We start from the raw sequence: 25,256 nt of genomic DNA, 5'->3' as shown, positions 1-25,256 counted from the left end.
ATAGATGCAAACCGCCGGAAATGAGGGCCTTGTCATGCGGGTCGTGCGGAAAGGCAACCGTCCTCTCTCGCGCTGATTGCCTCTGCGCTCTTGGATATTGGAAGGGTCCTGAGGGCAAGGCAGGCGAACGGGGAGGAGATGGCGACAAAAAAAGGCTTTCCTGCCCGCATTGCGGAGCTGACCTGAAAGGCGTCGTCAGGGCTACTATTCACCCTCTGACGTGCAAGTACAGCGGCATTGAATGTGCGTATCCCTGCCGTCGAAGGGAGCGCGGGCGCAGGGCGACGGATGATCCCTGCAAAAAACAGGTAGTGGCAAGAAGACCGGATGGAACAAGGGAAAGGAAAGGCCGATGATTAAAGAGAAGTATGGAGACTTCACATTGAGCTCGTACGATCCGGTGGTGCTGACGCTGCCGGAGTTCACCATATCGGAGCAGGAGGTGGCGGCGGAAATGAAGCGGATCGCTTCGCGGCATTCTGCGAATATCACAGTCGGGCCGCATCCCATTCATGCGGACGATATGGTCCTCATCAATATTGAGACCAGAGAGGGGGAGAGCCTTTTCCCCGGGTTGACCCACGATCATGTGGATGTGCAGCTTGGTGTAGGCTCGCTTCCCGAAGAGGTGGAGATAGCCCTTCTCGGACACGAAGTCGGCGATACCGTGGAGGCGACCTTCGGATACGTAGATTACTCGCAGGTCGCTTCCGACCGCGAGTCTCCGGCTGACGGAGGGTGCGGGGCGGGGGAAACCGGCGAGCCTGACGAGATGCTATTAACGTCTCGTGTGGAAATACTTGCGCTACGCAGGTTCGTTACGCCCGATATCACCGACGCATGGGTCGAGCAGAACATCGCCCTGGCGAACACGGTGCGAGAGTTCAGGGAGAAGACCGCTGCAAGGTTGCTCAGGGAGCGTCGTCGCGACTATACAAAAAACGTCGAGCATCTGGTAATGGGGGAGCTTGCCAAGCGCCTTGTGGAAGAGATTCCCGAAGAAGTGGTGAAGAGCGTGACGAAGCAGATGATTCGCGAGTTCGATAAGTTTGTGGAGCAGTACGACCTGGATCGCGCGTCGTATCTGTCCATCGAGGGTATCGGCGATGTGGACTTCGCCGAGCAGATCGCTCGGGATGCCCGCGAAAGGGTGGCGCAGGATATCTCGCTTGCCTCTTGGGCGGCCCATTATGGGGTAGAGCTCGAGAGCTGCGATGTGGACTTCATGTTCGGCGAGCCGACGCCCGAAAGGACCTACGAAGCTCGAATCGAAGCCGAGCAGTCGGGTCAGATCGAAGTTTTCGAAGACCTCGCGTTACGTGCAAAAACCGCCGAGCATGTTACCCGCGGTACCGTCTTCTTGAAGTCCGACGGGCGGGTTGATGAGGATTTCAAGCAGGACATCGACCTGAAATATCGCAAGCAGCGAATGGTTCGCGCACATGCCACCTCCGACCCGATGCTGAAGCCCCCTTTGGTCTCCTGTTGAGGGTTTGCATGGCCCTTGCGGTCGGGATCGTGTTTCCACTCCTTCGAGCCGGAGCTTGCAAAGCTTCGGCTCCTTTTTTGCTTGCCCTCGTTCTGCAGGCAAAACACAGCGCTTCTTAAGCTCGGCAAGCCTCATACCAGCGGTTCGAGGCGCTGTTAAATACTACTTTTTACTTGATCGTAAAGAACACGCGCCGCGCCTATGGTTGTGCCATCGGCTCCAGACGAGAGGGTCGCTAAGGCGGGTGACCGCCTTGAGGAAACGTAGAGGAAGGTGTGATATGGAGAAGCAGTTTGACCATGAGTGGCAAACGCCACAGCCGGACGGCTCGACTATCTTCAGGACCTGTGCATGGTCCCCTCCGGGAGATCACCCGGTGGGGTGCGGCGTGGAGCTGCATGTCAAGGAGGGCAAGCTCGTCCATGTCGAGGGCGACGAGACCCATCCCATCACGCAGGGCCGCCTGTGCCCCCGGTGCCTAGCGCTCAAGGACTACACGTATGATCCTCGGCGCATCATCTACCCGATGAAACGCGATCCCGCCAAGCGCGGTATGCCCGACGCCTGGGAGCAGATCTCTTGGGACGAGGCTTATGAGATCATACAGGAGCGCGTCGCCGACATCGAGGAGAAGTACGGCCGCGAGGCCATAATCGTGTACGGCGGCACCGGCCGCGAGGCCTGCATGTTCTACTATCCCATGGCCTTCTCGGTGCTCAACACCCCAAACCTGTGCTATGCGCAGTCCGGCTGGTCTTGCTACGGCCCCCGTTCCTCCGTCGCCGACTACATCCTCGGCGCGGGCTATCCCGAGATCGATACCGGGTACTTCCCTGACCGCATGGACAATCCCGAGTACGAGCTGACCGAGGTCGCCGTGTGCTGGGGCAAGATGCCCCTCTGGTCGAATGGCGACGGCTTCTTCGGCCATTCGCTCATCGATATGATGAAGCGCGGCACGAAGATCATCTGCGTCGACCCGCGTGTCACCTGGCTCGGCTCCCGCAAGGGCAATATGACCCTGCAGCTCAAGCCCGGAACCGACGCATCGCTTGCCCTCGGCATCCTGAACGTCATCATCAACGAGGATCTGTACGACCACGACTTCGTCGAGAACTGGTGCTACGGATTCGAGGAGCTGGCCGAACGTGTGAACGAGTATCCCTTGGAGCTCGTGGAGAAGCAGACCTGGGTGCCGGCAGAGGAGATCCGCGCTGCTGCCCGCATCATGGCGAATGCGCATCCGATGTGCATCCTGTGGGGCCTTGCCATCGACCAGAACAAGAACGGCGTGCAGGCTGGGCATGCCATCCTGTCGATCATGGCCATTACCGGCAACATCGACGTTCCTGGCGGCCTGACCGTAGGTGATCCGTCGGTTCGCCTCGGGCATTGGTGCACGGATTCGCGCCAGTACCTCTCCGACGAGATATGGGAGAAGCGCATCGGCGTTGACAAGTGGCCGGCATTTGCGGCAACCATGGCCTCGACCCATCCTGACGAGACGCTCGAGACGCTCGAGACGGGCGTCCCCTATGCTCCGAAGATGGCCTGGATCAATTCCTCCAACTTCGTCTCGGCTACCTGCTCCGACCAGAACCATCGTTGGTACAAGGCCCTGCTCCCCATGGAGTTCACGGTTGCCACCGACCTGTACATGAATCCCACCATCGAGGGTTTGGCCGACCTGTTCCTTCCCATGAGCACGTTCGCCGAGCACGATGGCTTCGTCATCCCCTACTACATGTCCAACAATGTATGGCTTGGGTGCATGGCCAAGGCATTCAGCACCGGGGATACCAAGTCGGACCTGGAAATCTGCTACGAGGTGGGCCGCCGCGTCACACCGCATGCCAACTGGTCGAAGTACAACGACGTTACCGAATGGCTGGAAGAGCAGCTCGACGACGAGCCGCTGCTCCCCTTCACGTGGGATGAGTTCAAGGAAATGGGCGTGTACTTCCCGCCGATGACCTATCGCAAGTACGAGAAAGGCATGCTCCGCAACGACGGCGAGCCCGGTTTCAACACGGTTTCCGGCAAGTTCGAGCTCTACTCGGTCCTGTACGACGCGTGGGGCGAGGATCCCATGCCGTACTACGAGGAGCCGACCTACTCCCAGGTCTCCAAGCCGGAGCTTGCCGAAGAGTATCCGCTAATGGCAACGTCGGGGGCCCGTGTCTCCGCATTCTTCCACTCCGAGCAGCGCCAGATCGCCAAACTGCGCGCCCTAAACCCCGATCCCGAGGTCGAGATCAATCCCGTGACCGCTGCGAAGTACGGCATCGCGAACGGCGACTGGGTGCAGGTCTACAACATGTTCGGCAAGGGCAACTGGCGAGCCCGCGTCACCCCGACGATCGACGAGCGCACCATCCATTGCCAGCACGGCTGGTGGTTCCCGGAGGAGGAGGGGAGCGCCCCGAATCTCTACGGCGTGTTCAAGTCGAACTTCAACCTGCTGATCCCCCACTTCAATGTCGGCAACCTCGGCTTCGGCTGTCCCGCCAAGGGCATTATGGCCAACATCCGCAAGGTTGACAGCAAAGAGGACCAGAACGAGGAGAACTTCCAGCAGATTCCTCCGGTCCTCATTGAAAACCACGGCCGCATTATCTAGAAAGGGGCGAGGAAGATGGCTGACTACAGCAACTACGGTCTTCTGATCGATTACAAGTACTGCGACAACTGCGGCTCATGCGTGGTCGCTTGCCAAGAAGAGAAGGGGCTCGCGGCCGACCAGTACGGCATCAAGGTCTTCGAGAAGGGCCCTTGGAAGAAGGACGACGCCACGATGGAGGATGGCTGGGATTGGGACTACATCCCCGTGCCCACCGACCGCTGCGATATGTGCGCCGAGCGATTGGACGCTGGCAAGAAACCGATGTGCGTCAAGCATTGCCTGACCTTCTGCATGGACTACGGGCCGATCGAGGTGCTTGCCAAGAAAGCCGCTGATCTGGGCGAGAAGGTTGCAATATACAAGGTTCGATAATGCCGAGCGGGTGCGTCGGCTCGGCGTACCCAAAACTAAGACCAAGGGGGTATCAGATGAACCGTGAGACCATTTTCAACATGCCGATGCAGGAGCGCATCGCTTACTTCAACGGCCGACTGGCGGACGGCGAGTCGTACGAGGACATCCTCGCCAGCTTGGATTTGACGAAGAAGGAGGCCGGTCAATCCGAGCCATATGGCTTGGGCCTGATCAAGCTCGGCAACGAGGTGAAGCCGAAACCCGGTCGCGGGGACAACGGCTTCGCTTGGTAGAAATTTGAAGTTCGAGGCTGGGCTGGCCTGTTGCCGGCCCAGCTTGGGAAAGGATGTGCTTATGTGCTTCAGACCTGCTTCGGCAGATACGGTGCCTGTCTGCCCGCATTGCGGCGAAAAGGTGCCCATTATGGGCGGCGTTGTCTTGAAGAAGTGTCCGCATTGCAAGGGCGACATGCCCGAGATGACGGCTGCGGGCGCTCCATCGGTGCCTGTTGCGGGCGCTCCGAGCGCTCCGAAGGCGCCGAGCGCGCCCAAGGCTCCGGGGGCGCCGAAGTAACCTTTATCCATGAGAGGGGATACCATGGTAGAAAACAAAGAGGGAAAGCCAAGGGTGTCGAAGACGGCATGGGTGGTCATGCTCGGAGTTTTCCTTGCCGGGATCGTCATGGCCTTTGCCCAGTACAAGGTCACAGGGGTTTTGGCTTCGCCCGACCCTACTGCTCCATCAATAGCCCGCGATTTGGTGCTCGACAACGCGACGGCCGGCTGGCTGTTGAGCTTGTTCACCCTCGTCGGCATTTTCCTGGCTTTTCCCGCGGTTGCAATCATCAAGAAATGGGGGATTAAAGTTGGTGGCCTCGCGGCACTCGCATTCGCCATCGTGGGAGGCGTGGTCGGGCTTTTCGCCGACAACGCCGCCGCCATCATCATCGCACGCGTCATCGAGGGTTTCGGCCTCGGCTTCATCGGCGTCATCGCCCCTTCGGCGATCGCGATGTGGTTTCCGATCGAGAAGCGCGGCGCCCCTATGGGCATCTGGAGCTCATGGCAGATGTGGGGCATCTGCGGCTCGTTCTTCTTCGGAATTCCTATTACGAACGCCTTCGGTGATGCGTTCGGCTATGCGTGGAAGAACCTCTGGGTCGTCGGCCTTATCTTGCTCGTCGTGGCCATCGTCATATATGCGGTGTTCGTCAAGGTTCCTCCGGAGGGGGAGAACCATGCGGATCTTAACGACGAGACTGCGGGCAAGGTGAGCATCTTCGCTGCATGCAAGTACAAAAATGCCTGGATCATGGCTTTGGCTGGTTTTGCGTTCGGCATCTCGAACTCGACCGTCATCGCGTGGATTTCGCCGTTTTGGCAGGCGTCCGGGACAGCCGATGCCATCATGGCGAACAACATGACTGGCGCCATGTACCTCATCGAATGCATCGGTTGCATCGTGTTCGGCTTCGTCCTCAACGCCATTACCAAGCGCCGTCGTTTCATGGTCATCGATTCCTTGATATGGGCCGTGGCGTTCTTCCTTATCTTCCATGTCGCCGGGTTCCCCGGCGCCATCATCATGCTGATCGCTTATTCGGTTATCGAGTCCGCATACTGTGCGGCAATGTGGACCCTTTGCCCGCAGGCGGTGCCGGATCCAAGGGCGGGCGCTTCGATGGTGGCCATGTTCACCGTGGCGGTCGACCTGGGCATGATGCTGGGATCGCCATTGGGCGGTTGGTTCATCGATATGTTCACAGGCGATTACGGTGCCCTTGCCTACATGGTTTGCGGTGCGCAGCTGGTGGCAACCATCTGTTATGCGCTCGTCAAGATGTACAACGCGAAGGGCGAGGCCCTGCGTATCTAGCATTCCGAGAATGCCAGTTGCTCGTGTGAGCGGAAGCGGCCTCTTCGAGGCCGTTTCCGCATTTCCGATCAACGTGCGAGCGCTTTGGGTTTTCTCGTGTTTGACTCCTGTGTTGGTGTTCTCGCCGAGCGGAAAGCCCATGGTAGCGGGGGTTTTCCGCCCCTGCCCCGCTGGCGGGAACTTAGCTGCCAGCTAATGTTTTGGCTGGGCGGTTTCGATACCCTTGTTCCGATGGGTAAACCGGAGCAAGGAGGGACCATGAGGAAGAACATCGGTACTTTGGCGGCGGCCTGCGCTCTAACCGCCTGCGTCGGGCTGTTCGGCTGCTCGTCGGGCGGCTCGGAGGCACCGAGCGGCGAGAAGGCGGACGACGCCCCTCAGGCCGCGCAGAAGGAGCCCGAGCAGAAGGAGTCGAAGTACGCCGTGACTATCGACGAGTGCACGGTGGGGCAGGACTATGCGGGCAAGGCGGCCATCGTGGTGACGTACACGTTCACCAACAACGCAGAGAAGGCCGTGCCGTTCTTCACGGCCGTGTCGGCCAAGGCGTTTCAGAACGGCGTACAGCTCGACACGGCGATCGTGAGCGACATCGACTCCCAGAGCTCCATGAACGAGATCAAGCCCGGCGCCACCACCACCGTCCAGCAGGCCTACCTGCTTGACGACCAGTCGCAGGTGAGCGTGGAGTGCACCGAGCTCATCAGCCTGGACGACACCGTCCTCGCCGAGAAGACGTTCGACGTGGCGTAAGGCCGTGCCGGCCGCCGGAACCGGGGCGGGCGCCCTCGCGACGCCATGGCCGGTTCCGGCGGCCGTCTGATACCATGAGACCGGACACGAAACGTAGAAGAAGGAAGCGCCGCGTGAAAGAGCCCTTGACCGACGAGCTGCTGCAGGAGCTGCTGGATGCGCCGGATCCGCGTGCATTTGCCGAGCGGCACCGCATCGGCCGGCGCAGCCTGCCGGACTACCTGCAGCAGCTGCTCGACGAGAAAGGCCTCGAGCGGGCCGAGGTCGTGCGCCGGGCGGGCCTCAACGACACGTTCGGCTACCAGATATTCATGGGGCAGCGCGGCGCCTCGCGCAACAAGGTGCTGCAGCTGGCCTTCGCCCTGGGCCTCACGCTCAAGGAGGCCGACCGGCTCCTCCAGGCAGCTGGCGCAAGCGGGCTGTACTGCAAGGATCGCCGCGACGCCATCATCATCTTCTGCCTCGACCACGGCTACAGCCTGCAGAAGACCGACGAGGAGCTCTACCGCTTCGGCGAGGACACGATCTGCTGAGGCTGCGAGGAGCCTGCGCGAACCGCTCCGGCGTCCGGTGCGCCCCCGGCTCCTTCTGCTACCATGTACCTGTCATGGACGAGCTTTCGGAACATCTCGATGCACTGGCGCGCGACGGCTGCTACCGCGTGGACGCCGTCATGAAGGAGAGCGCGTTCGAGACCACGCAGCTCGTGTACTTCGTGGGGGCGAACGGCTCGGAGCAGGGGCCGTACGTGCGCAAGTACCTTGACGGCGACGCGGGCCTCGGCGCGGCTTACGAGAGGCTCTGGCGCGCCCAGCGCTCGGGCCGGCGGTTCCTCCACCTGTCCCTGGTGCTCGACTGCCATGCGGTGGGCTCCCGGCGCGTCGTGGTCATGGAGTTCGTTCGGGGCGAGACGCTCGCCGACGTCGTGTACCGCTGCGATCCGTCCGTCGCCCTCGCATGCGACGTGTTCCCGAAGCTTTGCGGGGCCGTGCGCGAGCTGCACGAGGCGTTCGACCCGCCTCTTATCCATCGCGACCTCAAGCCCTCCAACGTCATGTTGACGCGCGACAACCTCACCCTCATCGACTTCGGCATCGCCCGCTCCTTCGACGAGGCGGCAGAGCAGGACACGCACCACTTCGGCACGAGGGCCTACGCGCCGCCCGAGCAGTTCGGCTACGGGCAGAGCGACGCGCGCACCGACGTCTACGCGCTGGGCATGCTGCTGTACTTCTGCCTGACGGAGAGGACTCCGGACGCCAAGGCGCGTCGAGCGGGCTACCGCGACGAGGGCATCCCCGAGCCGTTTCGGGCGGTGGTGGAACGTGCGGCGTCGTTCGATCCTCGGGACCGCTACGCGAGCGTGCGCGAGCTCGAGGAAGCGTTCGGGGAAGCCGCGCGCCGTGTGCTCCCTCCCGGCGGCAGCAGGGCGGCAGGGATGGCGCCGGGGCGGTCGGCGGTGGCCGCAGGGGAGGCGAAGGGCGCGGCGGCAGCGCAGGCGCAGGCTGCGTCGGCGGGCCCCGCGGCGGGAAGGCAGACGGCGGTGGTGCCCGAGCCCGCGGGAGCTGCGCCTTTGGCGTCTTCGAAGGCCCTTCCGATACGGCCTGCTCCGCTTCCTGCCGTCTCGCGCGCCGCTGCGCACGGGGGCGGGGCGTTCTGGGGACGCGTGCCGCGCTGGGCGGGCGTCGCGTGGGACGTGGCGCTGGCCCTGCTCTCCGTGCTCTTCCTCTGCGTGGCCACCGACCTGGCGTTCTCGCCGCAGCCGGGCGACACGGGCTATGGCGGTCCCCTCGCCGCGCGGGTTGCGGCCTACTACGGCATCGCCGTTCTCATGTTCCTGCCCGGCTTCTTCCTGGCGAGCGACCGCCGGCCGCTCGTTCGCCTCGTGCCTGCGTTGGGTCGCGTCCCGCTCAAGACGCAGGTCGCCGCCTGCCTTGCCCTTCTCGCGATCGGATTCGTCGTCGTGGCCGTGGCCACGGGCTTCCTGCCGCGCACCTAGGGCGCTCGCTGGCCGCGAGCCCCGTCAACGCTCCCGCCACGGGTCGATGACGGCGTGCGGTTGCGCCGGGGCGGGCACGCGGGGAACGCTAGAGTGGGACGGACGGCCGGCCGATGGGGCCGGCGGGCGCGCGGTGCGCGCGCCGTTTCCGACCTGCCGAAAGGAGCCGGCCCATGGCGAACGCCCCTTCCGCGCCGAGCAGCACCCCTTCGAAAGGGGGCTCGGGCAAGCCGAAGCTCGCGCGGGTGCTCAGCGTGCCCGACATGATCGTGTACGGGCTCATCTTCATGGTTCCCATCGCGCCGTTCGGCATCTACGGCGGCGTGTTCTCCGAGTCGGGCGGCATGCCGGCGCTCGTCTACGTGGTGGGCACGCTGGCCATGGTGTTCACGGCGCTGTCGTACGGCATGCTCATCCGCGAGTGGCCGGTGTCCGGCTCGGTGTACGCCTACACCTCGCGCGGCCTGGGCAAGGGCATCGGGTTCGTGTCGGGTTGGACGCTGCTTCTCGACTATCTGCTCATCCCCGTGCTCATGTACGTGGTGGCCTCCACGGCGCTGTCGGGCATCGTGCCGGAGGTGCCCCCGTGGGCCTTCTCCATCGTGTTCGTGGTGGCGAACACGTTCGTGAACATCCGCGGCATCGCGCTCACCGACATCGTGAACCGCATCGCGCTCGTGTTGGAGGTGCTGGTGCTGGCCGTGTTCGTGGTGCTGGGCGTGCGCTGGCTCCTGTCCGACCCCGCCTCGCACGGTTTCACGCTGCAGCCCCTCTACAACCCCGCCACGTTCAGCTTACCGCTCGTGTTCAGCGCCGTGTCGTTGGGCGTGCTGTCGTTTTTGGGCTTCGACGGCATCGCCACGCTGTCGGAGGAGGCCGAGGACGGCCGCCGCGGCCCCGGCCGCGCCATGATGGCGTCGCTGGCCATCGTGGGAGCGCTGTTCGTGCTGCAGACGTACATCGCCGGGTGCATCAGCCCCGATGGCGCCGTGTTCGCGCACGACAAGGGAAATGCGTTCTACCTGGTGGCGCAGGTGGTGGGAGGACGGTGGCTCTACGTGGTGTGCGCCGTGGCCACGGCGCTGGCCTGGGGCATCTTCACGGCGCTCGCGGCGCAGACGGCCGTGTCGCGCATCCTGTTCGCCATGGGGCGCGACGGCGGGCTGCCGCACGCGCTCGCGCGCATCCATCCGAAGTACCACACCCCCTACGTGGCCACGCTCTTCGTGGGCGCGCTCACGCTCGTGCTCGTGCTGACGTTCGGGCAGCTGGGCACCGACACCATCTCGCTCTTCGTGAACTTCGGCGCGCTCACGGCGTTTCTTTTGCTTCATGTTACCGTCATCTGGTACTTCTTCGTCAAGAAGCGCGACGGGCGCTGGGTGGCGCACCTGCTGGTACCGCTGGCGGGCCTGGCGGTCATCGGCTACACATGGTGGGGGCTCGACGTGCCGGCAAAGGTGCTCGGCGTGGTGTGGATGGCCGCGGGCACGGCCTACTACCTTGTGCTGCGCTTCGTGCTCAAGCGCGAGGTGACGCTTGGCGGGTGAGCGCGCGGCTTCCCTGTTGCGTAAACGGCCGCGAAGCCTGCGAAAGCGGCACTGGACAGCAAAGCCCCCTTGGCTGGACAATAGGAAAACGTGATTTGTACCGGGGAAGAACACGAGGAGGATGGGCTTGAGAATCGCGCTGTGCGACGATGACGGGGCGCAACGGCGGGAGTTGAGGGCGGCGGTGGACCGGCATCTGGTCGCCCGAGGCTACCGTACCCGCTTCGAGGAGTATGCGGGCGGCGGGCCGCTCGTCGCCGAGGTGGCCGCGGGTGCCGATCCGTTCGACCTGGTGTTCCTCGATGTATACCTCGAGGGCGAGGACGGCATCGCCGTGGCGCGGAAGCTGCGCGAGCACGATCCCAGCGTGCCCCTCGTGTTTCTGACCGTATCGCGCGAACATGCGGTGGAGAGCTACGAAGTGCAGGCTACGGGCTACCTCGTGAAGCCGGCGGACCCGCGCAAGCTGGCCGCCGTGCTCGACCGTGTGCTGCCGGCCACCTCGCCGCGCCTCGCGTTCCGCGTGGGCTCTGCGCGCCGCTATTTCGATTACCGCAGCATCGTCTACCTGGAAAGCCGCGACCATGCGGTGCTGCTGCATCGGTCCGACGGCTCCTGCCATCGCAGCCTGGCGAAGCTCGACGACGTGGCCGACGAGCTTCGCGATCCCCGCTTCCTGCGCTGCCATCGCAGCTTCATCGTGAACATGGATTTCATCGTGGATGTGCGCGACGACTTCATCCTGCGGGACGGCACCTGCGTGCCCGTGCGCGTGAAGGAACGCCGCAAGATGCACGAGGCTTATTACCGCTATTTCACCGATGCGCTCAGCGTCGGATAGGGGCGGCCGAGCCAAGAACCTTTACAATCATGTGGGGATAAAGGAAGGCTCGGCTCGGCAATGTTCGAGGGGAAGGCGAGGCGGATGGTGAACGAGGGGCAGGCTGAAGGGGGTGTGTCGCTCTTCGATGTCGATGCCGTCGTGGCGGCCATGACCCTTGAGGAGAAATGCGCGTGCCTGACGGGCGAGGGCTACTGGGAGCTGGGCGGGTGCCCGCGCCTGGGAATCGACCCCATTACGGTGTCGGACGGCCCCCACGGGCTGCGCCGGCAGGCGGGCACGGCGGACAACCTGGGGCTCGCGGGCAGCGAGCCGGCGGTGTGCTTCCCCACGGCGAGCGCCGCGGCGTGCTCCTTCGACGCGGACCTTGTGCGCACGATGGGCGAGGCGCTGGGCGACGAGGCGCGCAGGCAGGGCGTGGCCGTGGTGCTGGGGCCCGGCGCGAACATGAAGCGCAGCCCCTTGTGCGGCCGCAACTTCGAGTACTTCAGCGAGGACCCGCACCTGGCCGGCGAGCTGGCGGCCGCCTACATCGAGGGCGTGCAGAGCCGGGGCGTGGGAACGTCTCTCAAGCACTTCGCCTGCAACAACCAGGAGACGAACCGGCTGATCGTGGACGCGGTGGTGGACGAGCGCGCGCTGCACGAGCTGTACCTGGAGCCGTTCCGCATAGCGGTGGAGAAGGCCCGGCCCTGGACGGTGATGACGGCGTACAATCTGCTGGACGGCGCGTACTGCTCCGAGAACGCGCGCCTTCTGGCGCTGGCGCGCGACGAGTGGGGTTTCGACGGCGCGTACGTGAGCGATTGGGGCGCCGAGTACGACAACAAGGCGAGCCTGCCCGCGGGCCTCGACCTGGTCATGCCGGGCCCGCGGGCCGACTACCGCGCCGACGTGGCCGCTGCCGTGCAGGCGGGGGAGCTCTCCGAGGAGCGCCTCGACGCGGCCGTCCGCCGCATCCTGGAGCTGCACGCCAAGCATGCGGCTGCGGCGGGCACGCCTGTCGTGCGGAGCCTGGACGAGCGCCTGGACGTGGCCCGCGCCGTGGCCGAGGGCTCGGCCGTGCTCCTGGAGAACGACGGTGCGCTGCCGCTCGTGCCGGGTGCGCGCGTGGCGGTGATCGGGGCCTTCGCGCGCGAGCCGCGCTACCAGGGCGCGGGCTCGTCGAAGATCAACCCGGTGTCGCTCGACTGCGCCTGGGATGCGCTCGCGGCAGCCGGCGCGGCGGCCTCCTACGCGCCCGGCTACGATGCTGCCACGGGGGAGGCGGACGAGGCGCTGCTGGACGAGGCTGCGCGCATAGCGGCCGCGGCGGACGTGGCCGTGGTGTTCGTGGGGCTCCCGGACGCCTCGGAGTCGGAGGGCGCCGACCGGGTCGACATGGCGCTGCCCGCCGGCCACAACGCGCTCGTGGAGCGCGTGTGCGCCGCGAACCCGAACACGGTGGCGGTGCTGCAGGGCGGCTCCCCCGTGGAGCTTCCCTGGCGCGGGCGCCCGCGCGCCGTCCTGCTGTGCTACCTGGCCGGTTGCCGGGGAGGGCAGGCGGCGGCCGACCTGCTGCTGGGGCGCGCGAACCCCTCGGGCAAGCTGGCCGAGACGTGGCCGGTGCGCTTGGCGGACACGCCGTGCGCGGAGCACTTCCCCGAGAAGGGCCGCCAGGCGCGCTACCGCGAGAGCGTCTACACGGGCTACCGCTACTACGACGCTGCGGGCGCGGACGTGGCCTATCCGTTCGGCCATGGGCTGTCGTACACGGAGTTCTCCTACCGCGACCTGCAGGTGGGAGAGGCTCCCGACGGGGGCTTTTCCGTGTCGTGCCTCGTGCGCAACGACGGCCCCTGCGCCGGCAGGGAGGCCGTGCAGCTGTATGTGGCCCCGCTCGAGCCGGGAGCGTTCCGGCCGCCGCAGGAGCTCAAGGGCTTCGCGAAGGCGGCGCTTGCGCCGGGCGAGGAATGTCGCGTGACGCTTCCGCTGCCGAGGCGCGCCTTCGCGCACTACGATGCGGATATGCGTGCTTGGGATGTGGAAGCCGGCGCCTACGAGGTGCGCATTGCCGCCTCGAGCCGCGACGTGCGCCTGAGCGCGCGGGTGGAGGTGGCGGGCTCGCCGCGCCGTGAGGACGGCGCCCCGGAGGCCTACCATCGCGTGCGGCCCGGCGGGTTCTCGGACGAGGCGTTCAGGAAGCTGTACGGCCGCGCGCTGCCCAGGGTCGTCGTGCCCATGCGGCCCTACACGGCCAACGCCACGGTAGGCGATTTGAAGGCGTCGCTCGTCGGGCGCTTGGTGCACTACCTGCTGCGCCGCGAGCTCAGGCTGCTTCTGGCAGGCGACGCCGAGCGGCGCGCCCAGGCCGAGCTGGCCGTCATGGAGACGCCCCTGCGGACGCTGGCCATGTCGGGCACGAATATGAACCTGGTGGGCGCCGCCGTGGACGTTCTGAACTACCGTTTCATCCGCGGCTTCAAGAAGCTGCGTGCGCTCAAGCCCGCCCCGCCGCCCGGCGGTGCGGGGGCGCCGTCCGAGAGGGAAGGGGACAACGTATGACCGAAGATCGCAACGACGAGGGGCGCATGCCCGACGGGCAGCGCGTGCCGTTGCCGCTGAAGCTGTTCGGCGCGCTGTGCGTGCTGGGGGGCCTCGCCTCGCTTGGCGACCTGGTGCCGGTGGCCGTCTCGCTCGTACAGGGGCTGGGAGGCGCCGGCTACCGCACGGCCTCCGTCGCCATCTTCGCCGCGCTCATGGCGGTGCTCGCGGCGTCGGCCGTGCTGTTCGTGTTCCTGGGCGTGCGCCTTCTGCTCAACCGTCGGAAGCACGCTGCGGCCACGGCGAACACGCTGGCGGCGCTCACGGTGCTTTCCATCATCGGCACCCTCATGCTGTTCGGCCTGTCGGCGCACCATATCGGCTACCTGGTGCAGCTCGTCATCCTCATCGCGGTCACGAGCTATCTGGACCCGTCGCTTGCCGAGGAGCGCGCGCTGCAGCGCAAGCTGCGCAAGATGGACAAGGAGCAGCGCCGCGAAGAGCGGCGTCGGGCCGCCGAGGCTAAGCCGAAGCGCGGCTTCATCACGCTGAACTTCTTCAACCTGTTCTGGATCTTCGTGGTGTGCTGCGTGCTGGGGCTCATCATCGAGGTGCTGTTCCACTTCGCGCTGTACCACGAGTACCAGGACCGCGCGGGCCTGCTGTTCGGGCCGTTCTCGCCTATCTACGGCTTCGGCGCGCTGCTCATGACCATCGCGCTCAACCGCTTCCACGACAAGCCCGTGTGGGTGATCTTCCTCGTGAGCGCCGTCATCGGCGGGGCGTTCGAGTACTTCACGAGCTGGATCATGGAGTTCTCGTTCGGCATCCGCGCGTGGGATTACTCGGGCACGTTCCTGTCCATCGACGGGCGCACGAACTTCGTGTTCATGGTGATGTGGGGCGTGCTGGGCGTGGCGTGGATCAAGCTCCTGCTGCCGCAGCTGCTGAAGCTCATCAACCTCATCCCGTGGAACTGGCGCTACGGCGTGACGGCGGCTTGCGCGGCGCTCATGCTGCTGGACGGCGTGATGACCGTGCGGTCCATAGACTGCTGGTACCAGCGCATGGCGGGCAAGGCGCCCGACACGCCCATCGAGCAGTTCTACGCGAAGCACTACGACAACGACTTCATGCAGAACCGCTTCCAGACCATGACCATGAACGTGGACGACGCCACCCGCGCCGACCGTTAGGGGCGGGGCGGGGCCGGGGCCGCTTGTGCCTGGGGGAGAACGCTATGGCCTCGAGACCGGGCAGCCGAGCTTCGTCGCGGCAGTGTGTCCGGTCGCTCAATGAGAAAGCGCCCGTGCCTCGGGGGAGGCGCGGGCGCTCGTGGTTTTTGGCGGAGATGCGTGCGAATCGAACACACCCGAGACGTTCTGCGCGCCTCACAACGGCTTTGAAGGCCGCGGGGCCCACCAGGACCCATCCATCTCCAAGAGCAAAAGACAACGTTGACTATAATAAGGCAAAACGGCCGAAAACGCTGCAAAATGCAAAAAAAGTGGCATCTTGCCGAAAGGGGACCGTTTCCGAAGGGGCTTGCCGCAAACGCTTCCTTCCCCGACTTGGCCGAGGCGATATGTGCGTTGTCGCAGCGGGGGGGGGGACTTGTACAGAAATCACCGATTATTGCGGATTCGCGGGCTCAGCGTGCTGCTGTAGCTTGGACCCGGACGTTTGCGCCCAACGTTTTCCCTGATGGCGAAATGATGGGTGCCCAATTTGCCGACCAAGGGCCGACAATGCGTAAAAAACCGGTGATTTCTGTGCAGAAAGGCCGGTGGGGAGAGGCACTTCCTCCTGCAGGGAACCCGGGCGCCCAACCCTGCGACAGGATGCGGCACCGTTGCAGGGTTGGGGTCGGGAGGATGGAGGCCGGAGGGCGGGGGCTTACGCGCGCTTGGGGCCCAGCACGCGCAGGTCGCCGTCGCGGCGCGTGACGCCCTGGGCGTCGAAGTGCTCCAGCAGCGGGATGGCGTACTTGCGCGTGGTGCCCATGGCGTCGCGCAGCTCGGCCGCCGTGGCGCCGCCCTGGCCGCGCAGCAGCGCGACGGCCGCCTGCTCGAGCGCCTCGTAGGCGGCCGCGTCGAAGGCCAGCTCGCCGCTCACGCGGCGGATGCGCCCGGCCTTCTCGAGCGCGCCGAGCGCGCGGTGCGCGACAGAGGCATCGACGCCCGCCTGCGCCACGAGCTCGGCCACGGTAGGCGGGGCGGCTGCGGCTGCGGCAAGCACCGACGCGAGCGCCTCGGCCGCCTGCTCTTCGAGCTTGCGCGCCCCGCCGCCGGCGCGCGGGTGGCCGATGAGGCCGCCGTCCACCACCACGCGCCCGTCCGTGCGGGCGCGCTCCACGAGCGCGTCGATGCAGGCATCGGACAGCGCGCCGGGGAGCCGCGCGGCGAGCGCGCCCTTCGAGATGCCCGTGGCCGCCGGCTGCTCGGCGTGGAAGCGCAGAAGCGCGTTCTCCAGCGCGCTGTCCAGCTTCTGCAGCACGGCGCGCTCGGCGAAGTGAGCGCCCGCCCCGTCGCCCAGGCGCACGAGACCCTGCTTGCAGCGCTCTCCGAGGCGCCGCCCCGCCGCTGCGGCCGGGATGCCCGCCGCCGCGGCCAGCTCGGCCGCCGTGACGGGCGCGGCCGCCAGCGCGAGCGCCGCATCGCAGGCACCGTCCTCGTCGCCGGCGCGCAGGGCGTCGAGCAGCGCCTCCTCGCCGGGCTTCAGGTTCGTGCGGCGGCGCGGGTGCGCGTGCAGCACCTGGCCGCCGCCCACCACGTGCACGGGCGTCAGGGAGCGCACGACGAAGCGGTCGCCGCGGGACACCGGCAGCGGCTCGTCCAGGCGGATCTGCGCGTAGGCGCCCTCGCGCGCGCCGAGCGCGGCGCGGCCGCCCATGAGCAGCACGCGCCCCGGCACCTCGGCGGTGCCGTGGGCCACGCGCACGCGCGTGCCCGTCTCCAGCGCCTCCGGCGCGCCGGGCGCACCCAGGTACGTGAGCCAGGCGTCGAAGCGGTCGGTGGGCTCCACCGTGCCGGGGGCTGCCAGCAGCATGCCGGGGCGCACCTCGCCGGTGTCCACGCCCGCCAGGTTGAGCGCCACGCGGTTGCCGGCCTCGGCGCGCTCAACCGGTTGGCCGTGTATCTGCGCGGAGCGCACGCGCGCCCGCGTGCCGCCGGGCAGCACCTCCAGCTCGTCGCCCGGCGCCACCTGCCCGCTCCAGAGCGTCCCCGTGACCACGGTGCCCGAGCCCTTGATGCTGAACGCACGGTCCACGGGCAGGCGCGCGGAAGAGCCGTCCTTCGCGCGCACGAGGCCGCGCGCGGCCTCCGCCAGCGTCGCGCGCAGCTCGTCCAGGCCCTCGCCCGTGCGCGCCGACACCGGCACGACGGCCGCGTCGGCGTACGGGCCGCCCGCCAGGCGCCCGCGCACCTCGTCGGCCATGAACGCGGCCCACTCCTCGTCCACCAGGTCGCGCTTCGTGAGGGCCACCACGCAGCGCGCGATGCCCAGCAGCTCCAGCACGGCCAGGTGCTCCTCGGTCTGCGGCATGACGCCGTCGTCGGCTGCGATGCACAGAAGCGCCAGGTCGATGCCCGTGGAGCCCGCGATCATCTGGCGCACGAAGCGCTCGTGGCCCGGCACGTCCACCACGCCGAGCGCGCTGCCGTCCGGCAGCTCCAGCTGCGCGAAGCCCAGCTCGATGGTGATGCCGCGGCGCTTCTCCTCGGCCAGGCGGTCGGGGTCCTCCCCGGTGAGCGCCTGCACGAGCGTGGACTTGCCGTGGTCGATGTGGCCCGCCGTGCCCAGCACGACGCGGCGGCCGCCCGCGGCGGCGCTCATGCGCCCGCTCCCGCCGAGCGGCCGGCCGCGGGCGCTGCCGGGGCAGGGGAGCCTTCCGCTGCCCCTTCCGCTATCCCGGCCGACGCCGCCGCAGCGCCCGGCCCCTCGAAGTAGGCGCGCACCGCCTCGGCGATCTCGGCGATGTCGTCCTCCCCGATGGTGCGCGCGTCCAGCAGCACGGCCTCGCGCTTGATGCGACCGATGACGGGCACCGCGCGCTTCGACACGAGGAAGGCCTCGCATTCCTGCGCGTCGCCGCGCTCGAAGGAGATGCTCGCCGCGAACGTGGGGATGTCGCACAGCGGCAGCGCCCCGCCGCCGGCCCGCGCCACCTCGGGCACCACCTCGATGCGCGCGCAGCCCGCGGGCACGGCCCGGCGCAGCGCGTCGGCCAGGCGCTCGGCGCGTACGCGCACGGCTCCGTCGGGCTCGGAAAGCATGCGGAGCGTGGGGATGGCCGTAAGCGCGCGCTCGGGGTCCAGGTACAGGCGCAGCGTGGCCTCGAGCGCGGCCAGCGTCATCTTGTCCAGGCGCATGGCGCGCGCGAGCGGGTTTTTCTTCAGGCGGTCGATAAGCTGCTTCGACCCCACCACGATGCCAGCCTGCGGGCCGCCGAGCAGCTTGTCGCCCGAGAACGATACCAGGTCGCATCCCCCGCGCAGCGACTCGGCCACGGTGGGCTCGGCGTAGGCGCCGAAGCAGGCCAGGTTGATGAACGCGCCCGAGCCCTGGTCCTCGTACACCAGCACCTCGTCCTCCACGCCCGCGGCGCGGCGGCGCTCGTTCTCGGCATCGGCGAGGGCGCGCATCTCGCGCATGCCCACCTGCTCCGAGAACCCGACGATACGGTAGTTGGAAGGGTGCACCTTCAGCAGCATGGCCGTGTCCGGGGTGAGGGCCCGCTCGTAGTCGGCCGCGTGCGTCTTGTTCGTGGCGCCCACCTCCACCATGCGGGCGCGCGAGAACGCCATGATGTCCGGGATGCGGAACGACCCGCCGATCTCCACGAGCTCGCCGCGCGACACCACGGCCTCGCGCCCCTGGGCGAACTCGGCCAGCACCATGACCACGGCCGCGGCGTTGTTGTTCACCGCGATGGCGGCCTCGGCGCCGGTGAGCGCGCAGAGCAGGCCCTCCACGTGGTCGTGGCGGCTGCCGCGGGCCATCGCGTCCGTGTCGTACTCCAGCGTGGAATAGCCCCGCGCCGCCTCCGTCACGGCATGCACGGCCTCGTCTGCCAGCGGGCTGCGTCCCAGGTTCGTGTGCACCACCACGCCCGTGGCGTTCACCACGCGCCTGAGCGAGGGGCGCAGGCAGGCCAGCGCCCGGGCGCACGCGTCGTCGGCGAGGGCGGCGCCGTCCACCGGCTCCCGGCTCCCGGCCAATATGGCGCTGCGCACGGCATCGACGGCATCGCGCACGCAGTCGGCCAGGATGTCGTGCGGGAGCAGCGGCGCGAGCGCGCTCACCTGGGGGGAGCGCAGCACCTCCTCTACGGGGGGCAGGGATCGCAGCAAGTCGCGGGCGGGCGTGGGTGCCATGGGATGCCTTTCTCGATAAGCGGGCCGGACGCAAGGTTTCCCGAGCAGTATACCAATGTCGGACCGGGCCGCCGGCCCGAAACGGCGGCGTGCGACGAATCCCCGCAGGACGGGGAGGGGAAAGGCAGCGCGCGTTGCGCGAGAGGGGCCGGCAGAGGGAAGGGCGCGCGGAAGGGGCGGCGCGGGGCGCGTCCCGCCGACGTGGGGCGCATTCGGAGACGAGGCATCCCGGAGGCGGCTTCGGTGGGGGAGGGGGGCCTCCTCGGGTGCATTCCGAACAGCCAGCCGGGCGCATGCGCTCGGGGCTGGAAGGCGGGAAGGAAGATGGTGGGAATTTCTGGGGCGAACCGGGCCCGAATCTGCGATAATGGTGCGTTCGCGGGCCAAAACGCCCGCCGGGTGAGGCCCGGCGGGCGTTTTGCCGCAGCAAGGGAAGAGCAGGGAGAAGGGGATTCGACGTGGCGGTGATGCAAGAAGGCGCGGGGCTCAAGTTGGAGGCCTTTTCGCCGACCGAGGTGGAAAAGCGGGTCGAGGACGCGGCGTGCGCGAAGGCTGCCCTGCCGATGGGCAGGTGCTTCGTCTCGGCAATGCTCGCCGGGGCGTTCATCGGGTTCGGCGGCATGTTCTTCTGCACGTTCCTCTCCGATGCCACGCTGCCCTTCGCCGTGCAGCGGCTCGTAGGCGGCGTGTGCTTCTGCCTGGGCCTCGTGCTCGTGCTCTGCTGCGGCGCCGAGCTGTTCACCGGCAACGTGCTCATGGTGTGCTCGAGGGTCTCGGGCCGCGTGCCGTGGCGCGCGGTGCTGGGAAACTGGGGCCTGGTGTGGCTGGGGAACCTGGCCGGCTCGCTTGCGGCGATGGCGCTCGTGCTGCTGGCGAACGTGCAGGGCATGAACGGCGGCGAGGTGGGCGCGACGTTCGTGTCGGTTGCCTCGGCCAAGGCGTCGCTCGGCCCCGTGGAGCTGTTCTTCAAGGCCGTCATGTGCAACGTGCTGGTGTGCCTGGCGGTGTGGATAGGGTTCGCGTCGCGCTCGGTGACGGACAAGGTCGTGGGCATCCTGCTGCCCATCGCCGCCTTCGTGGCGTGCGGCTTCGAGCACTGCGTGGCGAACATGTTCTTCCTCTCCACGGGCATCCTGCTGAACGTTCTGGGCGGAGTGGGGGCCGCCGGGGCCGTGTCGCTGGGCGGCGCGGCGGCGAACCTCGTGCTGGCCACGCTCGGCAACGTGGCGGGCGGCGTTCTGGTGGGGCTCGCGTACTGGTACGCCTACCGGGGCAGGGAAGCGCGCTAGGCGGCGAGCGAGATCCAGCTTGCAGCAGCGTGCGCCCGCGTGCGGCTGCAGCGCTGTGGGCGTGCGCGCCCTCGGTCGCGCCCTGTTGTCGCTGCAGCCCTGCGGTGCCGGCGGCCTGCCCCGGCGACACCTGGCCGAACGGGTCATGCTCTTTCTGCGCGCGGCCGACCTGCCTGCGCTATACTGGTTTCCGACGGCAGCCTGCCCGCCGGACGCGCACCTTCTGCCAAAGGCGCGTCCCCCTTCTGCATCGGGGCCGCATCGCCGTCCACCCACCGTGCTTCAAGGGAAGCCGGCGGACGCGCCTCTGCCCCCGCGCCCGCTTGTTCTGCACCGCCGTTCCCGGCGGCGTTCCCGTCTGCCCCGGGCTCGGCTCCATCGACAGACGAGAAGACGAGACGCAGACCCCTGCGAAGGAGGATACCCCTATGACCGACTACCGCCAGATGTGGACCGATTTGGACATGGACCTGGAGACGCACGACCAGCTGTGCGCCGTGTTGCCCGCCGCCTTCGGCGACACGTACCTCTCCCAAGAGAACCGTCCCGAGAACATGGCCTTCTATGACTTCGTCGTGTCCGAGATCCACGGCGTGCGCCCCGCCGAGCTCATCGAACTGCAGAAAAAGGGCGGCAAGGTGTTCGGCACGTTCTGCGTGTTCGTGCCCGACGAGGTGGTGGTGGCCTGCGGCGGCGCCGTCACCGGGCTCTGCGGCGGCTCGCAGTTCTGGGTGCCCGAGGGCGAGAAGGTGCTGCCGAGCGACCTGTGCCCGCTGGTGAAGGCGTCGCTCGGCGCGCACTTCGGCAAGACCTGCCCTTACTTCAGCGTGGCGGATATGTACGTGGGCGAGACCACGTGCGACGGCAAGAAGAAGGCCTACGAGATACTCGGCGCCGACAAGCGCACCTACGTCATGGACATGCCGCAGATGAAGCGCCCCAAGGACATCGAGAAGTGGACGGGCGAGATCGCCGAGTTCGCGCGCGAGGTGGAGGACGTCACCGGCCGCGCGCTCACGCCCGAGGCGCTGGGCGCGGCCATCGGGCTGATCAACGAGAAGCGCCGTGCGCTCGCGCGCGTGTTCGAGGCGCGCAAGGCGGAGGGCTGCATTCCCATCAGCGGCAAGGACGCCCTGCTCATGATGCAGATCGCGTTCTTCGACGATCCGGCCCGCTGCGCCGAGATGGCGAACAAGCTGGCCGACGAGCTGGAGCAGCGCATCGCCGACGGCGTGAGCGTGTTCCCGGCGGGCACGAAGCGCATCCTGGTCACGGGCACGCCGCTGGCCATCCCCAACTGGAAGCTGCACCACATCATCGAGACGAGCGGCGCGGCCGTGGTATGCGAGGAGATGTGCACGGGCACGCGCTACTTCGAGAACCTGGTGGACGAGTCCGCCGATACGTTGGAAGGCCAGTTCCAGGCCTTGTCCGAGCGCTACATGAAGAACAACTGCGCCTGCTTCACGCCGAACCCCGGCCGTATCGCCGACGTGGTGCGCATGGCGCGCGAGTACCACGTGGACGGCGTGATCGATGCGAACCTGAAGTTCTGCACGCTCTACGACGTGGAGAAGCCGAGCCTGGCCGCAGCGCTCGAGGCCGAGGGAATCCCCTGCCTGGCGCTGGAGACCGACTACACCGACAACGATGCCGAGCAGCTGCGCACGCGCGTGGGCGCGTTCGTGGAAATGCTGGGGGAGTAGGCCCGTGGAGCCCGTCGGCGGCGAGCCCGCCGCGCAGGGGGCGGGAGGCCCGGGCGCTGCCGATGCGCCGGAGGCTCCCGGCAACGGCCCCGGTTCCCCCGGCGCCCCGGACGGCGACGCGCAGTCCGGGGCGCCCGTGGACTGCTACGTGCTGTTCCGCGGGCACACCGACGGGCTGGCCCTGTTCGGCGCGCTGAAGGGCACCGGCGTGGACGCGCGCATCTCGCCCACTCCGCGCGCCGCGCGCGCCGAGTGCGGCATGAGCCTGCTCGTGTCGTGCGACGACGAGGAGCGCATCCGCGCGGTCGCGCAGGCATGCGGCGCGCACATCGAGGGCGTGGCGCGCCTGCCGCGCCAGATACGCCCCGACCGGGACCGCTACTGCTGAGGCACCGCCCTCGTGGGATGCCCGTGCGGGGCCGTATCGAAAGCTCCGCCTCGCCGCCTCTGGCAGGTCGCTCGTAGGGCAAGGGCTCTGCCCTTGCCGGCGAGCGGGGTCGCCTCGCAGGTTACGGCAAGGGCAGAGCCCTTGCCCTACGAGACGGTTCCCTGGCGAACTTGCGCTCTGGGACTTTTGACACGCCCCCTACGGGCAAACCGCGGAGCGCCCCGGTTTTCGGGGCGTCCGAGACCGTACCAGGAAAGGAAGGCCATGCATTACGTGGGCATCGACGTGGGGTCCACCGCCACGAAGGTCGCCGTGCTGGACGGGGACGGCGCGCTCGCGCGCACGTTCCTGTGCCCCACGGGGTTCAGCAGCGTGGACGCCGCGCGGCGGGTGCGCTCTCTCTTGGCCGAGGCGGGCATCGACGCGGACGGGAGCTCGGTCGTGGCCACCGGCTACGGCCGGGTTGCCGTGCCCTACGCGAACAAGGTGGTCACGGAGATCACCTGCCACGGCCGCGGCGCCGCGCGCCTGTTCGGGCGCGACGGCACGGTGGTGGACGTGGGCGGCCAGGACACGAAGGTCATCGCGCTGGCGGGGGGCGCGGTGAGGAAGTTCGTCATGAACGACAAGTGCTCCGCCGGCACGGGGCGCTTCCTGGAGATCATGGCCGACCGCCTGGCGGTGGACCAGGACGAGCTCGCGCGCCTCGCGCGCGCCGGCACGCCCACCGTCATCTCCAGCATGTGCACCGTGTTCGCCGAGTCCGAGGTCATCTCGCTCGTGGGAAAGGGCGAGCCGCGCGAGAACATCGCCAACGGCGTCATCGAGTCCGTGGTGGCCCGCGTGGCCGCGCTCGCGGCGCAGATGCCGGGCGAGGCCTACTTCCTCACAGGCGGCCTGTGCGACAACGGCTACGTGGTGGAGCGCCTCGCCGCGCGCCTGGGCAAGCCGGTGGAAACCTGTCCCGAGGCCCGTTTCGCCGGCGCTCTGGGCGCGGCGCTCTGCGCGCTGGAGCAGGCGGCACAGGGGGGCGCTGGAAGACGGTGAGCGCCCTGCGCGCGTTCGGGTGGGCGCCGGCGCGACGGAAGGATTCCGCGGCGGAGGCTCGGCGGCGCGGCGGAGACCCGTTTTTCCTGTCGGTTCCGTAGCAGGTGCGGATGCGTTTTCGGCACAAGGCGGGGAACTGGTATGATGCGGGAAGAAGAATGACGGAAAGGCTCTCCCATGATCTACTTCGACAACGCGGCCACGACCCGGCGCAAGCCGCCCGAGGTGGCCGAGGCCGTGGCGCGCGCCATCGGCTCGTTCGGCGGCGTGGGGCGCGGCGTGCACGAGGCGTCCATCGACGCCGGCATGGCCGTGTACGACGCGCGCGACAAGATGGCGCGGCTCCTGGGCGCGCCCTCGGCGGCCCGTGTGTCGTTCGCGGCCAACGCCACCATGGCGCTCAACATCGCCATCGCGGGGCTTTTGCCCGCCGGCGGCCGCGCCGTGACGACGGCTGCCTCGCACAACTCGGTGCTGCGGCCGCTGTTCAAGTCGCGCGACGAGCGCGGGTGCGCGGTTGGCGTGGCGCCCGTCGGCCCGGACGGCGCCCTCGACTTCGCCGCCTACGAGCGCTTGCTGGAAGAGGGCGCCGACCTCGTGGCGGCCACCCACGCGTCGAACCTCACGGGCGACGTGTACGACGTGGCCCGCATGGCGCGCCTCGCGCACGAGGCCGGCGCGCTGTTCGTGCTCGACGCCGCGCAGACGGCGGGCGCGCTGCCGCTGGACATGGGCGCGCTCGGCGCCGACATCGTGTGCTTCACCGGCCACAAGAGCCTGTACGGGCCGCAGGGAACGGGCGGCTTGGCCGTGGCGGAGGGCGTGGACGTGCCGCCGCTTCTGGAGGGCGGCTCCGGCACGCACAGCTTCGACGAACGGCATCCGCGCTTCATGCCCGAGGCGCTGGAGGCCGGAACGGTGAACGCCCACGGGCTGGCGGGCCTGGCGGCCGGCGTGGCCTACCTGGAGCGCACGGGCGTGGGCAACGTGGCCGCGCGCCTGCAGGCGCTCACGGAGCGCTTCGAGGCCGGCGCCGCCGCCGTGCCCGGCGTGCGCGTGCTGGGCGGGCACGGCGGCATCGACCGGTGCGGCATCGTGGCGGTGGACGTGGCGGGCGCCGACTCCGCCCTCGTGGCCGACCGGCTGTCCAGCGACTTCGGCATCTGCACGCGCGCAGGCGCCCATTGCGCCCCGCTCATGCACCGCGCGCTCGGCACCGAGGAGCGCGGCGCCGTGCGCTTCAGCTTCTCCAGCTTCACCACGGAAGACGAGATCGAAGCGGGCCTCGCGGCCCTTGCGGCCGTCGCGCGCGACGCAGGCTGACGGCCGCCGGGTCGCGCGCAGGGCCGCCGCCGGGCCACGGGGTCGCCCGCATCGCGGCCCTGTTTCGCGCCGGTCGAACCGCGGCCGGCACGACTCGTGCGACTGCGCAATAGCCCCG

The 25,256-nt window shown here is 67.9% G+C and carries 19 protein-coding genes and 1 tRNA gene; 17 read left to right on the top strand and 3 right to left on the bottom strand.

Annotated elements, in window-relative coordinates; genetic code table 11:
* Positions 1–352 precede the first annotated feature (352 nt).
* The 12 genes from K9U15_RS07790 (at position 353) to K9U15_RS07735 (ending at position 15,203) form a co-directional block, all read left to right on the top strand.
* Positions 353–1,489: a hypothetical protein gene (locus K9U15_RS07790; RefSeq protein ID WP_154270591.1), complete on the top strand. Its 1,137-nt coding sequence runs from the start codon at positions 353–355 to the stop codon at positions 1,487–1,489.
* Positions 1,490–1,769: 280 nt separating this feature from the next.
* Positions 1,770–4,109: a molybdopterin-dependent oxidoreductase gene (locus K9U15_RS07785; RefSeq protein WP_301155864.1), complete on the top strand. Its 2,340-nt coding sequence runs from the start codon at positions 1,770–1,772 to the stop codon at positions 4,107–4,109.
* A 15-nt stretch (positions 4,110–4,124) separates the two neighbouring features.
* A complete protein-coding gene (locus tag K9U15_RS07780) occupies positions 4,125–4,484 on the top strand; it encodes an oxidoreductase (protein ID WP_154270593.1) in 360 nt (119 codons plus the stop codon).
* 56 nt (positions 4,485–4,540) lie between these two features.
* Positions 4,541–4,759, top strand: a complete 219-nt coding sequence (locus tag K9U15_RS07775) for a hypothetical protein (protein WP_154270594.1) — start codon at positions 4,541–4,543, stop codon at positions 4,757–4,759.
* A 304-nt stretch (positions 4,760–5,063) separates the two neighbouring features.
* Positions 5,064–6,341, top strand: a complete 1,278-nt coding sequence (locus tag K9U15_RS07770; protein ID WP_173011805.1) for a CynX/NimT family MFS transporter — start codon at positions 5,064–5,066, stop codon at positions 6,339–6,341.
* A gap of 258 nt (positions 6,342–6,599) precedes the next feature.
* Complete coding sequence (locus K9U15_RS07765; protein ID WP_157780526.1) at positions 6,600–7,094, top strand: DUF5067 domain-containing protein; 495 nt, start codon at positions 6,600–6,602, stop codon at positions 7,092–7,094.
* Between the two features lie 113 nt (positions 7,095–7,207).
* Positions 7,208–7,627, top strand: coding sequence for a helix-turn-helix domain-containing protein (locus K9U15_RS07760; RefSeq protein WP_041239651.1), 420 nt, complete (start codon positions 7,208–7,210; stop codon positions 7,625–7,627).
* A gap of 74 nt (positions 7,628–7,701) precedes the next feature.
* Positions 7,702–9,093 carry a serine/threonine-protein kinase gene (locus tag K9U15_RS07755; protein WP_301155863.1) on the top strand — a complete coding sequence of 464 codons (1,392 nt, stop codon included), beginning with the start codon at positions 7,702–7,704 and terminating at the stop codon, positions 9,091–9,093.
* A 173-nt stretch (positions 9,094–9,266) separates the two neighbouring features.
* Positions 9,267–10,643 carry an APC family permease gene (locus tag K9U15_RS07750; protein ID WP_096226614.1) on the top strand — a complete coding sequence of 459 codons (1,377 nt, stop codon included), beginning with the start codon at positions 9,267–9,269 and terminating at the stop codon, positions 10,641–10,643.
* Between the two features lie 127 nt (positions 10,644–10,770).
* Positions 10,771–11,484, top strand: a complete 714-nt coding sequence (locus K9U15_RS07745; protein WP_161959766.1) for a LytTR family DNA-binding domain-containing protein — start codon at positions 10,771–10,773, stop codon at positions 11,482–11,484.
* 60 nt (positions 11,485–11,544) lie between these two features.
* Positions 11,545–14,028, top strand: coding sequence for a glycoside hydrolase family 3 C-terminal domain-containing protein (locus tag K9U15_RS07740; protein ID WP_301155862.1), 2,484 nt, complete (start codon positions 11,545–11,547; stop codon positions 14,026–14,028).
* A complete protein-coding gene (locus K9U15_RS07735) occupies positions 14,025–15,203 on the top strand; it encodes a putative ABC transporter permease (protein ID WP_123674301.1) in 1,179 nt (392 codons plus the stop codon). Before K9U15_RS07740 ends, K9U15_RS07735 begins: the two co-directional genes overlap by 4 nt.
* A gap of 147 nt (positions 15,204–15,350) precedes the next feature.
* Here the strand turns inward: K9U15_RS07735 and K9U15_RS07730 are convergent.
* From K9U15_RS07730 to selA, 3 genes are all read right to left on the bottom strand, one after another.
* Positions 15,351–15,447: transfer RNA gene (locus K9U15_RS07730), tRNA-Sec, on the bottom strand.
* A gap of 456 nt (positions 15,448–15,903) precedes the next feature.
* The gene (gene selB, locus K9U15_RS07725) at positions 15,904–17,844 is read right to left on the bottom strand and encodes a selenocysteine-specific translation elongation factor (protein ID WP_301155861.1); all 1,941 of its coding nucleotides are present in this window, start codon (positions 17,842–17,844) and stop codon (positions 15,904–15,906) included.
* Positions 17,841–19,385, bottom strand: coding sequence for an L-seryl-tRNA(Sec) selenium transferase (gene selA / locus K9U15_RS07720; protein WP_096226597.1), 1,545 nt, complete (start codon positions 19,383–19,385; stop codon positions 17,841–17,843). Before selA ends, selB begins: the two co-directional genes overlap by 4 nt.
* A 467-nt stretch (positions 19,386–19,852) precedes the next feature.
* Here selA and K9U15_RS07715 point away from each other — a divergent pair, with 467 nt between their 5' ends.
* The 5 genes from K9U15_RS07715 (at position 19,853) to K9U15_RS07695 (ending at position 25,138) form a co-directional block, all read left to right on the top strand.
* Complete coding sequence (locus K9U15_RS07715; protein ID WP_096228538.1) at positions 19,853–20,674, top strand: formate/nitrite transporter family protein; 822 nt, start codon at positions 19,853–19,855, stop codon at positions 20,672–20,674.
* 428 nt (positions 20,675–21,102) lie between these two features.
* A complete protein-coding gene (locus K9U15_RS07710) occupies positions 21,103–22,380 on the top strand; it encodes a double-cubane-cluster-containing anaerobic reductase (protein WP_096226596.1) in 1,278 nt (425 codons plus the stop codon).
* 4 nt (positions 22,381–22,384) lie between these two features.
* Positions 22,385–22,768, top strand: coding sequence for a DUF3343 domain-containing protein (locus K9U15_RS07705; RefSeq protein ID WP_227115420.1), 384 nt, complete (start codon positions 22,385–22,387; stop codon positions 22,766–22,768).
* Between the two features lie 264 nt (positions 22,769–23,032).
* Positions 23,033–23,815 (top strand): acyl-CoA dehydratase activase, encoded by a 783-nt coding sequence (locus K9U15_RS07700; protein ID WP_301155860.1) that lies wholly within the window; start codon positions 23,033–23,035, stop codon positions 23,813–23,815.
* Between the two features lie 177 nt (positions 23,816–23,992).
* The gene (locus K9U15_RS07695) at positions 23,993–25,138 is read left to right on the top strand and encodes an aminotransferase class V-fold PLP-dependent enzyme (protein ID WP_096226593.1); all 1,146 of its coding nucleotides are present in this window, start codon (positions 23,993–23,995) and stop codon (positions 25,136–25,138) included.
* The last annotated feature ends 118 nt before the right edge of the window (positions 25,139–25,256 follow it).

Origin of the sequence: Gordonibacter sp. RACS_AR68 (genome assembly GCF_030418485.1) — a bacterium.
GTDB lineage: Bacteria > Actinomycetota > Coriobacteriia > Coriobacteriales > Eggerthellaceae > Gordonibacter > Gordonibacter urolithinfaciens.
This window is presented reverse-complemented; position numbering and strand designations above follow the sequence as displayed.

Bases quoted from the DNA above. Each gene is read 5' to 3' on its own strand.
- K9U15_RS07790 (WP_154270591.1), top strand. From the start codon at position 353: ATGATTAAAGAGAAGTATGGAGACTTCACATTGAGCTCGTACGATCCG.
- K9U15_RS07785 (WP_301155864.1), top strand. From the start codon at position 1,770: ATGGAGAAGCAGTTTGACCATGAGTGGCAAACGCCACAGCCGGACGGC.
- K9U15_RS07780 (WP_154270593.1), top strand. From the start codon at position 4,125: ATGGCTGACTACAGCAACTACGGTCTTCTGATCGATTACAAGTACTGC.
- K9U15_RS07775 (WP_154270594.1), top strand. From the start codon at position 4,541: ATGAACCGTGAGACCATTTTCAACATGCCGATGCAGGAGCGCATCGCT.
- K9U15_RS07770 (WP_173011805.1), top strand. From the start codon at position 5,064: ATGGTAGAAAACAAAGAGGGAAAGCCAAGGGTGTCGAAGACGGCATGG.
- K9U15_RS07765 (WP_157780526.1), top strand. From the start codon at position 6,600: ATGAGGAAGAACATCGGTACTTTGGCGGCGGCCTGCGCTCTAACCGCC.
- K9U15_RS07755 (WP_301155863.1), top strand. From the start codon at position 7,702: ATGGACGAGCTTTCGGAACATCTCGATGCACTGGCGCGCGACGGCTGC.
- K9U15_RS07750 (WP_096226614.1), top strand. From the start codon at position 9,267: ATGGCGAACGCCCCTTCCGCGCCGAGCAGCACCCCTTCGAAAGGGGGC.
- K9U15_RS07740 (WP_301155862.1), top strand. From the start codon at position 11,545: ATGTTCGAGGGGAAGGCGAGGCGGATGGTGAACGAGGGGCAGGCTGAA.
- K9U15_RS07735 (WP_123674301.1), top strand. From the start codon at position 14,025: ATGACCGAAGATCGCAACGACGAGGGGCGCATGCCCGACGGGCAGCGC.
- selB (WP_301155861.1), bottom strand. From the start codon at position 17,844: ATGAGCGCCGCCGCGGGCGGCCGCCGCGTCGTGCTGGGCACGGCGGGC.
- selA (WP_096226597.1), bottom strand. From the start codon at position 19,385: ATGGCACCCACGCCCGCCCGCGACTTGCTGCGATCCCTGCCCCCCGTA.
- K9U15_RS07715 (WP_096228538.1), top strand. From the start codon at position 19,853: ATGCAAGAAGGCGCGGGGCTCAAGTTGGAGGCCTTTTCGCCGACCGAG.
- K9U15_RS07710 (WP_096226596.1), top strand. From the start codon at position 21,103: ATGACCGACTACCGCCAGATGTGGACCGATTTGGACATGGACCTGGAG.
- K9U15_RS07700 (WP_301155860.1), top strand. From the start codon at position 23,033: ATGCATTACGTGGGCATCGACGTGGGGTCCACCGCCACGAAGGTCGCC.
- K9U15_RS07695 (WP_096226593.1), top strand. From the start codon at position 23,993: ATGATCTACTTCGACAACGCGGCCACGACCCGGCGCAAGCCGCCCGAG.